Below are 12,632 nucleotides of genomic sequence, written 5' to 3'. Positions count from 1 at the left end.
CGACGGCCCGGCAGTAGCCTGACCAGGCCCTGCGACCGAACAACTACGGTGCGTGAGAACGGAGCTGACGGATGACCAACCCGAAGGACCTCGACCCGGCCGAGTCCCCGCGCGCCTTCTACGGCTCGGAGCTACGCCGCCTTCGCGAGGCCAGGGGTCTGTCCCAGAGCGCCTTGGGCGAGCTGGTCTTCTGCTCCGGCAACTACATCGGCCAGATAGAAGCGGCCGTCCGACGCCCGCAGGAGGACCTGTCGGAACGCCTCGACACGGCGCTCGGCACCGACGGCCACTTCGCCCGGCTGTACCCGATGGTGACCCGGCCGCGCTTCGCGGAGTACTTCACGGCAGCAGCCGAGCTCCAAGCGATGGCCGTGACGATCAGCGAGTACGCTCCACTGCTCGTGCCTGGCCTGCTCCAGACTCCTGACTACGCACGGGCGGTCTTCCGGTCCGCCCAGCCGCTCCGCTCCGCATCTGCGAACGAGGATCTGGTCAACCGTCGGATGGAACGGGCGGCAATCCTGAGCGGTCCAACAAGACCGTTGTTCTGGGTGGTCATCGAGGAGGCCGTGCTGCTCCGCCCGACGGGCGGCTCCGCCGCGATGCACGAACAGCTGACCCATCTCGCTCAGCTCGTCGCCGACGGCCGGATCATCCTCCAGGTGATGCCGATCAGAAGCGGAGCACATGCTCTGCTCGAAGGGTCACTGAGTCTGATGACTTTTGCCGACTCTCCGCCCGCTGCGTACGTCGAAGGCCCTCACACGGGTGAACTGCTCGACGCCCCAGGCTCGTTCGCGGACTGCAAGCTATCGTTCGACCTAGTCCGGGCCGACGCTCTGCCGCCGGAGGCGTCCCTGGCCCAACTCAAATCGGCGGCGGAGGAACACGCGCATGGCCAGCACTGAGCAGTGGCGCAAGAGCACCCACAGCGGCGGCAACAACGGCAACTGCATCGAGCACGACGACGCCCACCCCGGCACCGTCCGCGACTCCAAGGACCCCCACGGCCCCCGCCTGCACTTCACCCCCAACGCCTGGACGGCCTTCGTCACCGCCACAAAGACCGGCGAATTCCCCACCACCACCCGCTAGGGAGACCTCGCATGGCCAGCACTGAGCAGTGGCGCAAGAGCACCCACAGCGGCGGCAACGACGGCAACTGCATCGAGCACGACGACGCCCACCCCGGCACCGTCCGCGACTCCAAGGACCCCCACGGCCCCCGCCTCCGCTTCACCCCCGACGCCTGGACCGCCTTCGTCACCGCCACAAAGACCGGCGAATTCCCCACCAACTGACGCGCTGTTGGGTTCAGCGCTCCGCCTCCAGCGCCTCCTTGGCGAGCCGGAAGGCCAGCCCCTCCGCGTAGCCGCGGCGGGCCAGGGCGCCTACCAGGCGGCGGAGTTTGGCCTGGTCGTCCAGGCCCCGCATGGTGCGCAGCCGCCGCTCGACGAAATCGCGGGCGGCGGCTTCCTCGTCGTCCTCGTCCACCTGGGCGAGGGCGCGCTCGGCCAACTCGGGGGCGACTCCGCGTTGGCGCAGCTCCTGGGAGAGCACCCGGCGACCGAGGCCGCGGGCGTTGTGGCGGGACTCCACCCAGGCCTCGGCGAAGGCGGCGTCGTCGATCAGGCCGACCTCCTGGAGGCGGTCGAGGACCTGCTCGGCCACCTCCTCCGGGATCTCCCGCTTGGCGAGTGCCTCGGCGAGCTGCTTGCGGGTCTTGGCGGCGCCGGTGAGCAGGCGCAGGCAGATCGCCCGGGCCCGCTCGGCCGGGTCGGCCTCCTCGGCGGCGCGCTGCTCCTTGCGGGCCTTGCGCGCGGCCTTCCGCTCCTCCTTGGTCAACTCCGGCTCGGGGGCCGGGCCCTCGGTGGGCGGGGCCATCCAGTCAGGACCCCCGCCCGGCTCTGCGGACTCGGCGGACTCGGCCGCCATCGCCGTCCGCCGGCGCCTCCGACCACCCGTCAGGTCCGAGGCGCGGAGCATCCCGTCGAACGCCGGGATGCCGGACTCGTCCTCCGAGTCCGGCATCCCGGTCGTGCTGTCGTGCGTCAAGACCGGCTCAGCTCTTCGCCGCCGCCGTCTTCTTGGCCGCGGTCTTCTTCGCCGCGGCGCCACCCGCCTCGTCCTCGGCACCCGGGGCGGCGGCCGGAGCGGCCTCCTCGCCCTCGGCCGGCTTCGGGCCGATGCCGAGCTTGCCCTTGATCTTGACCTCGATCTCGTCGGCCAGCTGCGGGTTGTCGCGCAGGAAGTTGCGGGCGTTCTCCTTGCCCTGGCCCAGCTGGTCGCCCTCGTAGGTGTACCAGGCGCCGGACTTGCGGATGAAGCCGTGCTCCACGCCCATGTCGATCAGGCCGCCCTCGCGGCTGATGCCGATGCCGTAGAGGATGTCGAACTCGGCCTGCTTGAACGGGGCGGCGACCTTGTTCTTCACCACCTTGACGCGGGTGCGGTTGCCGACCGCCTCGGTGCCGTCCTTCAGGGTCTCGATCCGGCGGATGTCGAGGCGCACGGAGGCGTAGAACTTCAGCGCGCGGCCACCGGTGGTGGTCTCCGGCGAGCCGAACATGACGCCGATCTTCTCGCGCAGCTGGTTGATGAAGATCGCGGTGGTGTTCGACTGGTTCAGCGCACCGGCGATCTTGCGGAGGGCCTGGCTCATCAGACGGGCCTGGAGGCCGACGTGCGAGTCGCCCATCTCGCCCTCGATCTCGGCGCGCGGAACCAGGGCGGCCACCGAGTCGATGATCACCAGGTCGATCGCGCCGGAGCGGATCAGCATGTCGGTGATCTCCAGCGCCTGCTCACCGGTGTCCGGCTGGCTGACCAGCAGGGCGTCGGTGTCCACGCCGAGCTTCTTGGCGTACTCCGGGTCGAGCGCGTGCTCCGCGTCGACGAAGGCCACCGTGCCGCCCTGGCGCTGGCAGTTGGCCGCTAGGTGCAGGGTCAGGGTGGTCTTGCCGGAGGACTCCGGGCCGTAGATCTCCACCACGCGGCCGCGCGGGATGCCGCCGACGCCGAGGGCGACGTCCAGCGCCGTCGAACCGGTCGGGATCACGTCGATCGGCTCGTTGGCCTTCTCGCCGAGCCGCATCACCGAGCCCTTGCCGAACTGCCGCTCGATCTGGGCGAGTGCGGTCTCAAGAGCCTTCTCGCGGTCCGTACCTGCCATGGCTTCCACCCTCGGGTTCTGTCCTGTGCGCTTCATCGTCCTCGACGCTAGCGCGTCCCACCGACAATCCGCCCCAAACGGGCTCGGCCTGTGGAAAACTCGCCGCGAGCCAGTATAGGGAACATCTGTTCGAATCAAGTCAACCGCCCCGCCGCCACGCCCTCGACCGCGTGAAACCACCAGGTCAGCGCCCTGAACCGCTACCTGTGGACGCATGATCACCACCGTCGGACGGCGCCGCACCGCCGCCGTCCTCCTCGCCCTGGCCGCCTTCCTGGCCCCCGCGGCCACCCCCGCCGGGGCCGCCGTCCACACCCCCGCCGTCCACGCGAGGGCCCTCCCCGAGCCCTCCCCCGCCGGGCACGCCCGCGACGAACTGGCCGAGCTGACCGTCGCCGAGCCGCACTCGATGGCCGGCTACAGCCGCGCCAAGTTCCCGCACTGGGTGAAGCAGTACGGCGAGTGCGACACTCGCGAGGTGGTGCTGGCCCGGGACGGCGAGGGCGTCACCCAGGACGAGCTCTGCCGGGCGGGCACCGGCGTCTGGCTCAGCCCGTACGACGGCAAGGTGCTGACCGCCGCCGCCCAGGTCGACATCGACCACGTGGTCCCGCTGGCCAACGCCTGGCGCTCCGGCGCCGACGAGTGGACCACCGCCGCCCGCAAGGCCTTCGCCAACGACCTGGAGCACTCCCAGCTGATCGCGGTCTCGGCCGCCTCCAACCGCTCCAAGGCCGACAAGTCCCCCGACCAGTGGTCCCCGCCGGACCCGGCCTACTGGTGCACCTACTCCCGGGCCTGGATCGACGTGAAGCACCTGTACCGCCTCAACGTCACCGAACCCGAGGCCGCCAGGCTCACCGAGATGCTCGACACCTGCGCCTGACACGCCGACGGGCGGCCACCCGTCAGGTGACCGCCCGTCAACTCCGCTTCCTAGTCGTCCCGGTGCTCGTGCCCGTCCCGGTGCGAGTTCCGCTCGCCGCGCACCATCCGGTGCAGCCGCCGCGCCGCCTCCCGCCGCCGGGCCCGCCGGCCCTTGCGGTCGGCGCCCCGGTCGATCCGCGGGTCGGTCTGCACCTCGTACCGCCGCACGTAGGTGCCGACGAAGCCCTGCAGGGTGGCCGCCACCGGGATGGCGATCAGCGCGCCGACCGCGCCGAGCAGCGCGGCCCCCGCGATCACCGAGCCGAAGGCCACCGCCGGGTGCACGTCCACCGTCTTCGCGGTGATCCTCGGGTGCAGCAGGTAGTTCTCGACCTGCTGGTAGACGATCACGAAGACCAGCACCCAGAGCGCGTCCATCGGGTCCACGGTCAGCGCGACCAGCACCGGCAGCGCGCCGGCCAGGTACGTCCCGATGGTCGGCACGAACTGCGACATGACGCCGACCCAGACCGCGAGCGCGGCCGCGTACGGCAGGCCCAGGACCGAGAACATGATCCAGTGCGCGATGGTCGAGGCGACCGCCAGCAGCGCCCGGGAGTAGAGGTAGCCGCCGGTCTTGGCGAGCGCGATCTCCCAGGCCCGCAGCACCTCGGCCTGCTTGGCCGGGGGGAGCAGCGAGCAGACCGTGCGCCGCACCCGGGGGCCGTCGGCGGTGAAGTAGAAGGTGAACAGGCCGACGGTGAACATCTGGAACAGTCCGCCGATCAGCGTGCTGGAGACGCCCCAGACGTTGTCGGCCGCCTGTTGGGCGTACTTCTCGATGTTGCCCGAGTCCTTCAGCAACTTCTCCTGGAGCTGGTCCAGCGAGAGGTTCTGGTTGAAGGTCCGGTTCACCCAGTCGATCAGGTTCTGCACCAGGTGCGGGAGGTCCCCGGCGATCTTGGCCACCTGGTCGACCAGCAGGGTGCCGAGCGCGGTCAGGAAGCCCGCGATGGCGACCCCCAGGCCGATGAAGACCAGGAAGGTCCCGAGGCCCCGGCGCACCCCGCGGGCGGCCATCCGGTCCACCGCCGGCTCCATCGCCAGCGAGAGGAAGAAGGCCACCAGCAGCATCACCAGCAGGTCGATGAGCTGGCGGAACGCCCAGTCGGCGAGCTGGAACAACCCGACCAGGACCAGCGCCATCACCATCGCCCGCGGCAGCCACCGGGGCATCCCCTTGCCCCAGATCGAGTGCGCCACCGACTCGGCGGCGCCTCCGCCGGCCCCGCTGCCGGCGGGGTCGAGCGGCTCCCCGGCGTCGGGCGGGGGCGCCTCGCCGGCCACGGGTGCCGCTGGTTCGGTCAGGGTCTCCTGGGGTGGGTGCTGGTCTTCCCGGTTCTCGGCCACCCGCCCAGTCTTACCCAAAGCTCAACGGAGCAACGTCGACACCCCCTGCGTGCTGCACACCACGCGCCAGACCTCCTTCGCCTCCCAACCCGCGTCCAGCGCCTGACGGACCGTCCGCCCGCCCAGCTCGCTCATCAGGTGGTCCTGGGCGAACGACTCCGCGTACGCCTCGCCGAAGTGCTCGTACATCCGTCGCCAGAACTCGGTCAGCCTCATGGCCCCAGTATCCCGGAGCCGGCCGGCGCGCTCCGGGCCGCGGCCCCGGCCGGTCGGGGCCGCGGCCCGGGTCCCCGGCTCAGCCGGCCGGCAGCGCGAGCACGCCCGCGCCGAAGAACTGCCGCTCCACGCAGGCACCCGGCGCGTACGGGCAGTTCCCGGCGGCCGCGTCGGCCAGCAGCGCGGTCAGCCGCTCCGGCCTCCACCCCGGGTGGGCCGCCGCCGCGACCGCCACCGCGCCGGTGACGTGAGCGGCCGCCATCGAGGTGCCGGCCAGCGCGGCGTACTGGCCGCCGGGCCAGGCCGAAACGATCGCGCCCTCGGCCCCGCCGTCCGGCTCCCCGCCGGGGGCCGCGATCGAGATCCGGCCGCGGCCGTAGTTGCTGTACCCGGAGGGGAGGCCGTTGCGGTCCACCGCGGCGACGGTCAGCACGCCCGGGAGCTCACCGGGGAGGCGGACGCACTCCGGGCCGAGGAAACGATTCTGCCCAGGACCCGAGAGCCGGTCGTTGGGGCTGCGCTGGTCGTGCCGGACCGCGCCCAGGTCCTGCCCGTCGTTGCCCGCCGAGGCCACCACCACCGCGCCCTGCCGCTGCGCGTACGCCACCGCGCGGCCCACCGCCAGGATCAGCGCGGCCTGGTCCGGGTCCTGCGGGCAGTTGTACTTCCAGGGGTCGGCGAAGTAGCTGTCGTTGATCGCCCTGGCCCCGTGGTCGGCCGACCAGAGCATCCCGCAGACGATGTTCTCCGCGTAGTACTGCCCCAGCGGGCCCAGCAGCCGGACGGCGGCGATCCGCACGCCCGGCGCCACCCCCGTCACGCCCTTCCCGTCCCGGGACGCCCCGACGATCCCCGCCACGTGGGTCCCGTGCCCGCTCTCCCCCACCCCCCGGTCCGGCCGCCACGCCCCGAACCGGGCGTCCGGGCGTCCGTCCGCGCAGGAGGCCGAGGCCGCCGGGTCCACCGCCGACCGCAGGTCCGGGTGGGTGTCGTCCACCCCCGAGTCCAGCACCGCGACCAGCACCCGGCGCAGCTCCTGACCGCCCGGTCGCGCACCGCCCGGGGTCCGGACCAGCGCCGCCGGGCGGGCGCCGGCCGCCGTCGCACGGTCGCCGCCGCCGATCATCGCCAGGTTCCAGTCCGCCGACTCGCCCGGATCCGGGGTCAGCGCCCCGTCGCCCTCCCCCTCCCCCGCGGCCTCCACCGCGTCCCCGCGCACCGCCGGGCCGAACTCCCCCTCCCCCTCCAGCGCCCCGGGAGGGCCCGGCACCCCCGTCGTCCTGGTCGCCCCCACCGCGGCTATGCCCTCCGCCCCGCGCAGCCGCTCCGCGAAGCCGCCCGTCGCGTACGCCAGCACCACACCGATCTGCGGGTACTCCTGCACCACCCGGCCGCCGGCCTGCCGCGCGCGATCGGCCGCGGTGCGGGCGCCGTCCGCGTCCTGACGGTCCGCCAGCACCAGGTAGCTCAGGTACGACCGGCCCGGCCCCGCCACGAACGGCACCGCCCCGCCGATCAGCAGGGCCACCATCAACACCCCCAACAGCACCCGGACCCGCACCTTCCGCGTCCGTACGGCGAGACCCAGCCGTTCCATCGCACGACCTCCGCTCGTCGGGTCCGATTCATCACGATATGACCCCATTTCGCATCACGCCCGGTCGCACTGGGGCACACGGGTGGTCACCTCCGGGGCGCGGGTCGTCGGTCACCCCGGGGGCGCGGGGAACTGCGCGAGTACGGAAGGCGGACCAGCGTGAGATCGGGGCAGGCGAGCCAGTTGCCCGTGCTGCCGTTCCCCCGCGCGCAGTTCCCCGCGCCCCCGGGATCACCACCTGCGTTCCTCGCGCCCCGGATTCCCCCTCCCTGTCACAGGGGCCGTGCACCATGGGGGCATGGCGCGGACTGAGCTGAGCGATCCGTTGGAGGGGTTCGCCCCGGCGACCAGGGCGTGGTTCTCGGGGGCGTTCGACGCGCCCACGGCCGCGCAGGCGCAGGCCTGGGAGGCGATCCGCAGCGGATCGGACGTGCTGGTGGTGGCGCCGACGGGGTCGGGGAAGACGCTCGCCGCGTTCCTGTCCGCGCTGGACCACCTGAGCCACACCCCGCCCCCGGCGGACCCGAAGCGCCGCTGCCGGGTGCTCTACATCTCGCCGATCAAGGCCCTGGCCGTGGACGTCGAGCGCAACCTCCGCTCCCCGCTGGCCGGGCTGCGCCAGGCGGCCGTCCGCCTCGGCCTGCCCGAGCCCGAGGTCCAGGTCGGCATCCGCTCCGGCGACACCCCCGCCGCCGAGCGCCGCAGGATCGCGACGCACCCGCCGGACATCCTGATCACCACCCCCGAGTCGCTCTTCCTCCTGCTGACCTCCGCCTCCCGCGAGGCACTGCGCGGCGTCGACACGGTGATCCTGGACGAGGTGCACGCCGTCGCCGGCACCAAGCGCGGCGCGCACCTCGCGCTCAGCCTGGAGCGCCTCGACGAGCTGCTGGACCGCCCGGCCCGCCGGATCGGCCTGTCCGCCACCGTCCGCCCGGTCGACGAGGTGGCCCGCTTCCTCTCCCCGCAGCGCGGGGCGAGGGTGGTCCAGCCGCCCGCCGCCAAGGAGTTCGACCTCTCCGTGGTGGTCCCGGTCGCCGACCTGGACGAACTGCCCGCCGGCAAGGGCACTGACGACCCGTCACCCCAGGCCTCGATCTGGCCGCACGTGGAGGAGCGGATCGTCGACCTGGTCCAGGCCCACCGCTCCACCATCGTGTTCGCCAACTCCCGCCGCCTCGCCGAGCGCCTGTGCAACCGGCTGAACGAGATCGCCCACGAGCGGGCCACCGGCGAGCCGCTCCCCGAGGCCCACGGCCCCGCCGCCCTGATGGGCGGCTCCGGAGCGGCGGCGGGGGCCCCACCGGTGATCGCGCGGGCGCACCACGGCTCGGTCTCCAAGGAGCAGCGCGCCCTGGTGGAGGAGGAGTTGAAGGCCGGCCGGCTGCCCGCGGTGGTGGCCACCTCCAGCCTGGAGCTGGGCATCGACATGGGTGCGGTGGACTTGGTGGTCCAGGTGGAGTCCCCGCCCTCGGTGGCCTCCGGGCTGCAGCGGGTCGGCCGGGCCGGGCACCAGGTGGGCGCGGTCTCCACCGGCGTGGTCTTCCCCAAGTACCGGGGCGACCTCGTCCAGTCGGCGGTGGTCACCGAGCGGATGCGCTCCGGCGGCATCGAGTCCCTGCGCGTCCCGCGCAACCCGCTCGACGTGCTGGCCCAGCAGCTGGTCGCGATCACCGCGCTCGACACCTGGGACGTGGACGAGCTGCTGGCCCTGGTCCGCCGGGCCGCACCGTTCGCCACCCTCCCGCAGTCCGCCTTCGACGGGGTGCTGGACATGCTGGCGGGCCGTTACCCCTCGGACGCCTTCGCCGAGCTGAGGCCCCGTCTGGTCTGGGACAGGGTGGCGGGCACCGTCACCGGCCGCCCCGGCGCCCAGCGCCTGGCCGTCACCTCCGGCGGCACCATCCCCGACCGCGGCCTGTTCGGGGTCTTCATCGCGGGTGCGGACCCCAAGAAGGGCGGGGGGCGGGTCGGCGAGCTGGACGAGGAGATGGTCTACGAGTCCCGGGTGGGCGACGTCTTCACCCTGGGCACCACCTCCTGGCGGATCCAGGAGATCACCCACGACAAGGTGCTGGTCACCCCGGCCCCCGGTGTGCCCGGCCGGCTGCCGTTCTGGAAGGGCGACAGCCTCGGCCGCCCGCTGGAGCTCGGCCGGGCCCTCGGCGCCTTCGTCCGCGAGCTGGGCGCCCTGACGCCCGATCGGGCCACCGCCCGCCTCAAGGCCGCCGGCCTGGACGACTGGGCCGCGCAGAACCTGCTCGGCTACCTGGCCGAGCAGCGCACCGCCACCGGCCACCTGCCCGACGACCGCACCATCGTGGTCGAGCGCTTCCGCGACGAGCTGGGCGACTGGCGGATCGTCGTCCACTCCCCGTTCGGCGCCCAGGTGCACGCCCCCTGGGCGCTGGCCATCGGCGCCCGCCTGCGCGAGAAGCACGGCCTGGACCCGCAGGTGATGCACGCCGACGACGGCATCGTGCTCCGCCTCCCCGACGCGGACCTGCTGGACTTCCCCAGCGACAAGCCCGTCACCGACGACGCCCCGGTCGGCGCCGACGCCACGCTCTTCGACAAGACCGAGATCGAGCAGCTGGTCACCGACCAGGTCGGCGGCTCCGCGCTGTTCGCCGCCCGCTTCCGGGAGTGCGCCGGCCGCGCCCTGCTGCTGCCCCGGCGCAGCCCGGGCAAGCGCACCCCGCTCTGGCAGCAGCGCCAGCGCGCCTCCCAGCTGCTGGAGGTGGCCGCCGAGTACGGCTCCTTCCCGATCGTGCTGGAGGCCGTCCGCGAGTGCCTCCAGGACGTCTTCGACGTGCCGGGCCTGGTCGAGCTGATGGGCGATCTGGAGTCGCGCGCCGTCCGGCTGGTGGAGGTCACCACCCAGGAGCCGTCCCCGTTCGCCCGCTCCCTGCTCTTCGGCTACGTCGCCCAGTACCTCTACGAGGGCGACTCGCCGCTGGCCGAGCGCCGCGCCGCCGCCCTCGCACTCGACTCCCGCCTGCTCTCCGAGCTGCTCGGCCAGGCCGAGCTGCGCGAGCTGCTGGACCCTCAGGTGCTGGCCGAGCTGGAGGCCGAGCTGCAGCGGCTCACCCCGGAGCGGCGGATCAAGGACGCCGAGGGCGTGGCCGACGCGCTGCGCCTGCTCGGCCCGCTCTCGGAGGCCGAGCTGACGGCCCGTGGGGCGCAGCCCGGCTGGGCGGCCGAGCTGCGGGCCGCCCGCCGGGCCGTCCTGGTGCGGATCGGCGGCGAGCAGCGCTGGGCCGCGATCGAGGACGCCGGGCGGCTGCGCGACGCGCTGGGCACCCCGCTGCCGGTCGGCGTCCCGGAGGCCTTCACCGAGCCGGTGAAGGACCCGCTGGGCGATCTGCTGGCCCGTTACGCCCGCACCCACGGTCCGTTCACCGCCGCCGAGGCCGGCGCCCGCTTCGGCCTGGGCACCGCCGTGGTCACCGGCACGCTGCACCGCCTGACCGCCGCCGGCCGTCTGGTCCAGGGCGAGTTCCGGCCCGGGGACGGCCACACCGGCACCGTCGAGTGGTGCGACGCCGAGGTGCTGCGCCGCCTGCGCCGGCGTTCGCTGGCCGCGCTGCGCCAGGAGGTGGAGGCCGTCCCGCCCCGGGCACTGGCCGCCTTCCTGCCGCAGTGGCAGCACCTGGCCGGGCACCGGCTGCGCGGGCCGGACGGGCTGCTCCGGGTGGTCGAGCAGCTCCAGGGCACCGCGCTGCCCGCCTCCGCACTGGAGAAGCTGATCCTGCCGGCCCGGCTGCTGGACTACTCCCCCGGGATGCTGGACGAGCTGATGGCGGCCGGCGAGGTCGGCTGGTCCGGTGCCGGCGCCCTGCCCGGCCAGGACGGCTGGCTGGCCCTGCACCTCCCGGAGACCGCCGACCTGCTCCGCCCCGAGCCGGTGCCGCCCGCCCTCACCCCGGTGCACGGCGCCCTGCTGGAGGCCCTGGCGGGCGGCTACGGCCTGTTCTTCCGTCAGCTGACCGACCGGGCCCGGGAGCTGACGGGCCAGGAGCTGCCCGAGGGCGAGCTGCTCGCCGCCCTCTGGGACCTGACCTGGGCCGGGTACGTCACCAACGACACCCTGGCCCCGCTCCGGGCGCTGCTCGGCTCCGGCCGCACCGCCGGGTCCACCGCGCACCGGGCGCCCCGGGCCGCCCCGCGCGGCCGCTACGGCGGCGGTTCCCGCGGCCTGGCCCGCCCGTCGGCCCGCTCCGGCCCGCCGACGGCGGCCGGGCGCTGGTCGCTGCTGCCCGCGCTGGCCACCGAGCCCACGGTGCGGGCCACCGCCCAGGCCCAGGCCCTGCTGGACCGGCACGGCGTGCTCACCCGGGGCGCGGTGGCGGCCGAGCGGGTGCCCGGCGGCTTCGCCGGGGTCTACCGGGTGCTCGCGGCCTTCGAGGAGCGCGGCCGGGCCCGCCGGGGCTACTTCGTGGAGGGCCTGGGCGGCGCCCAGTTCGCCATGGAGGGCGCGGCGGACCGCGTGCGCTCGGTCAGCTCCCGGCTGGAGCGCCTGGGCGGCGGCGAGTGGACGGCCGCCCCCGCGGCCGAGGCCCCGCAGGCCCTGGTGCTGGCGGCGGCCGATCCGGCGAACGCCTTCGGCGCCGCACTGCCCTGGCCCGAGCCCCCGGCGGGCGAGGGCGAGAAGACACACCGGCCGGGCCGGAAGGCGGGCGCCCTGGTCGTGCTGCTGGACGGTGAGCCCGCGCTGTACGTGGAGCGCGGCGGCAAGTCCCTGCTGGCCTGGGGCGAGCAGCCGGCCGCCTTCACCGCGCTGGCCGAGGCCGTCCGCGGCGGCGCCCTGGGCACCAGCGCCACGGTCGAGCGGATCAACGGCGCCCCGGCCCTCACGGCCCCCCTGGGCCGCCTCCTGGAGGACGCGGGCTTCCACGCGTCCCCCCGGGGCTACCGCCTACGGAGCTGAAAGTGGCGACCCCGGTTGCGCCCCGCAGGGGCGCGAGGAACTGCGCGCAGGGGAACGGCAGCACGTGCAACTGGCTGACGGCGGTTCAGTTGCCGGTGAGCCGCCTTCCGATTCGCGCAGTTCCTCGCGCCCCCAGGGTGACCACCTTCGTCACGGTCCGGGGGAGTTGACGGTTCCGGGGCCGTTGGGCGGATCCGGTCGTACTCCGTCAGGTGCGTGGCCGTCGGACGTGACGTCTTCACCCTTCCGGGGCAGTGACCGGTCGGCGTGGACCGGGATCAGGGCCAGGCCCCAACCGCCCGCCAGGACGGCCAGGGCGGCCGGGCCGGCGTGCAGGACACCGCCGCCGACCACGGCGGCTCCGAGCAGCACTGCGGGCCACCACCTCACGGCGGTGGCCCGCAGGGACCGTACGCTTCGCATCACTGGCCTCCTCGGTG

11 protein-coding genes are annotated in these 12,632 nt (G+C 74.0%); 5 read left to right on the top strand and 6 right to left on the bottom strand.

Annotated elements, in window-relative coordinates:
• Positions 1-71: 71 nt before the first annotated feature.
• The 3 genes from ACWCYY_RS27750 to ACWCYY_RS27740 are packed head-to-tail and all read left to right on the top strand — an operon-like array spanning position 72 to position 1,301.
• Entirely contained in the window at positions 72-908 is an 837-nt protein-coding gene (locus tag ACWCYY_RS27750) for a helix-turn-helix domain-containing protein (protein ID WP_345288809.1), read from the top strand.
• Positions 895-1,095: a DUF397 domain-containing protein gene (locus tag ACWCYY_RS27745; RefSeq protein WP_345288808.1), complete on the top strand. Its 201-nt coding sequence runs from the start codon at positions 895-897 to the stop codon at positions 1,093-1,095. Before ACWCYY_RS27750 ends, ACWCYY_RS27745 begins: the two co-directional genes overlap by 14 nt.
• Before the next feature lie 11 nt (positions 1,096-1,106).
• Entirely contained in the window at positions 1,107-1,301 is a 195-nt protein-coding gene (locus ACWCYY_RS27740) for a DUF397 domain-containing protein (RefSeq protein ID WP_449797583.1), read from the top strand.
• A 13-nt stretch (positions 1,302-1,314) separates the two neighbouring features.
• Here ACWCYY_RS27740 and ACWCYY_RS27735 read toward each other — a convergent pair whose 3' ends face one another.
• The gene (locus tag ACWCYY_RS27735; protein ID WP_449797582.1) at positions 1,315-2,055 is read right to left on the bottom strand and encodes a regulatory protein RecX; all 741 of its coding nucleotides are present in this window, start codon (positions 2,053-2,055) and stop codon (positions 1,315-1,317) included.
• Positions 2,056-2,062: 7 nt separating this feature from the next.
• Positions 2,063-3,172, bottom strand: a complete 1,110-nt coding sequence (recA, locus tag ACWCYY_RS27730; protein ID WP_449797581.1) for a recombinase RecA — start codon at positions 3,170-3,172, stop codon at positions 2,063-2,065.
• A 214-nt stretch (positions 3,173-3,386) separates the two neighbouring features.
• Here recA and ACWCYY_RS27725 point away from each other — a divergent pair, with 214 nt between their 5' ends.
• Complete coding sequence (locus tag ACWCYY_RS27725) at positions 3,387-4,058, top strand: HNH endonuclease family protein (protein ID WP_449797580.1); 672 nt, start codon at positions 3,387-3,389, stop codon at positions 4,056-4,058.
• Positions 4,059-4,108: 50 nt separating this feature from the next.
• Here the strand turns inward: ACWCYY_RS27725 and ACWCYY_RS27720 are convergent, their stop codons facing one another.
• The 3 genes from ACWCYY_RS27720 to ACWCYY_RS27710 form a co-directional block, all read right to left on the bottom strand.
• Entirely contained in the window at positions 4,109-5,449 is a 1,341-nt protein-coding gene (locus ACWCYY_RS27720) for an AI-2E family transporter (RefSeq protein ID WP_380149837.1), read from the bottom strand.
• A 21-nt stretch (positions 5,450-5,470) separates the two neighbouring features.
• Positions 5,471-5,665: a DUF3046 domain-containing protein gene (locus ACWCYY_RS27715; RefSeq protein WP_345288803.1), complete on the bottom strand. Its 195-nt coding sequence runs from the start codon at positions 5,663-5,665 to the stop codon at positions 5,471-5,473.
• Positions 5,666-5,744: 79 nt separating this feature from the next.
• Entirely contained in the window at positions 5,745-7,262 is a 1,518-nt protein-coding gene (locus ACWCYY_RS27710) for a S8 family serine peptidase (protein ID WP_449797579.1), read from the bottom strand.
• 298 nt (positions 7,263-7,560) lie between these two features.
• Between ACWCYY_RS27710 and ACWCYY_RS27705 the strand changes: the two genes are divergently transcribed.
• The gene (locus ACWCYY_RS27705; protein WP_449797578.1) at positions 7,561-12,192 is read left to right on the top strand and encodes an ATP-dependent helicase; all 4,632 of its coding nucleotides are present in this window, start codon (positions 7,561-7,563) and stop codon (positions 12,190-12,192) included.
• Between the two features lie 150 nt (positions 12,193-12,342).
• Here ACWCYY_RS27705 and ACWCYY_RS27700 read toward each other — a convergent pair whose 3' ends face one another.
• On the bottom strand, positions 12,343-12,615 hold the full coding sequence (locus ACWCYY_RS27700; RefSeq protein ID WP_345288801.1) for a hypothetical protein: 273 nt from the start codon (positions 12,613-12,615) through the stop codon (positions 12,343-12,345).
• Positions 12,616-12,632: the final 17 nt, after the last annotated feature.

It is taken from the genome of Kitasatospora sp. NPDC001664, from assembly GCF_053596675.1.
The sequence above is the reverse complement of the archived record's forward strand: the minus strand, read 5'-3'. Positions and strand labels throughout refer to the sequence as shown.

What these genes read in the sequence shown, in the direction of transcription:
- ACWCYY_RS27750 (WP_345288809.1), top strand. Translation starts at nt 72, where the DNA reads ATGACCAACCCGAAGGACCTCGACCCGGCCGAGTCCCCGCGCGCCTTC.
- ACWCYY_RS27745 (WP_345288808.1), top strand. Translation starts at nt 895, where the DNA reads ATGGCCAGCACTGAGCAGTGGCGCAAGAGCACCCACAGCGGCGGCAAC.
- ACWCYY_RS27740 (WP_449797583.1), top strand. Translation starts at nt 1,107, where the DNA reads ATGGCCAGCACTGAGCAGTGGCGCAAGAGCACCCACAGCGGCGGCAAC.
- recA (WP_449797581.1), bottom strand. Translation starts at nt 3,172, where the DNA reads ATGGCAGGTACGGACCGCGAGAAGGCTCTTGAGACCGCACTCGCCCAG.
- ACWCYY_RS27725 (WP_449797580.1), top strand. Translation starts at nt 3,387, where the DNA reads ATGATCACCACCGTCGGACGGCGCCGCACCGCCGCCGTCCTCCTCGCC.
- ACWCYY_RS27715 (WP_345288803.1), bottom strand. Translation starts at nt 5,665, where the DNA reads ATGAGGCTGACCGAGTTCTGGCGACGGATGTACGAGCACTTCGGCGAG.
- ACWCYY_RS27710 (WP_449797579.1), bottom strand. Translation starts at nt 7,262, where the DNA reads ATGGAACGGCTGGGTCTCGCCGTACGGACGCGGAAGGTGCGGGTCCGG.
- ACWCYY_RS27705 (WP_449797578.1), top strand. Translation starts at nt 7,561, where the DNA reads ATGGCGCGGACTGAGCTGAGCGATCCGTTGGAGGGGTTCGCCCCGGCG.
- ACWCYY_RS27700 (WP_345288801.1), bottom strand. Translation starts at nt 12,615, where the DNA reads ATGCGAAGCGTACGGTCCCTGCGGGCCACCGCCGTGAGGTGGTGGCCC.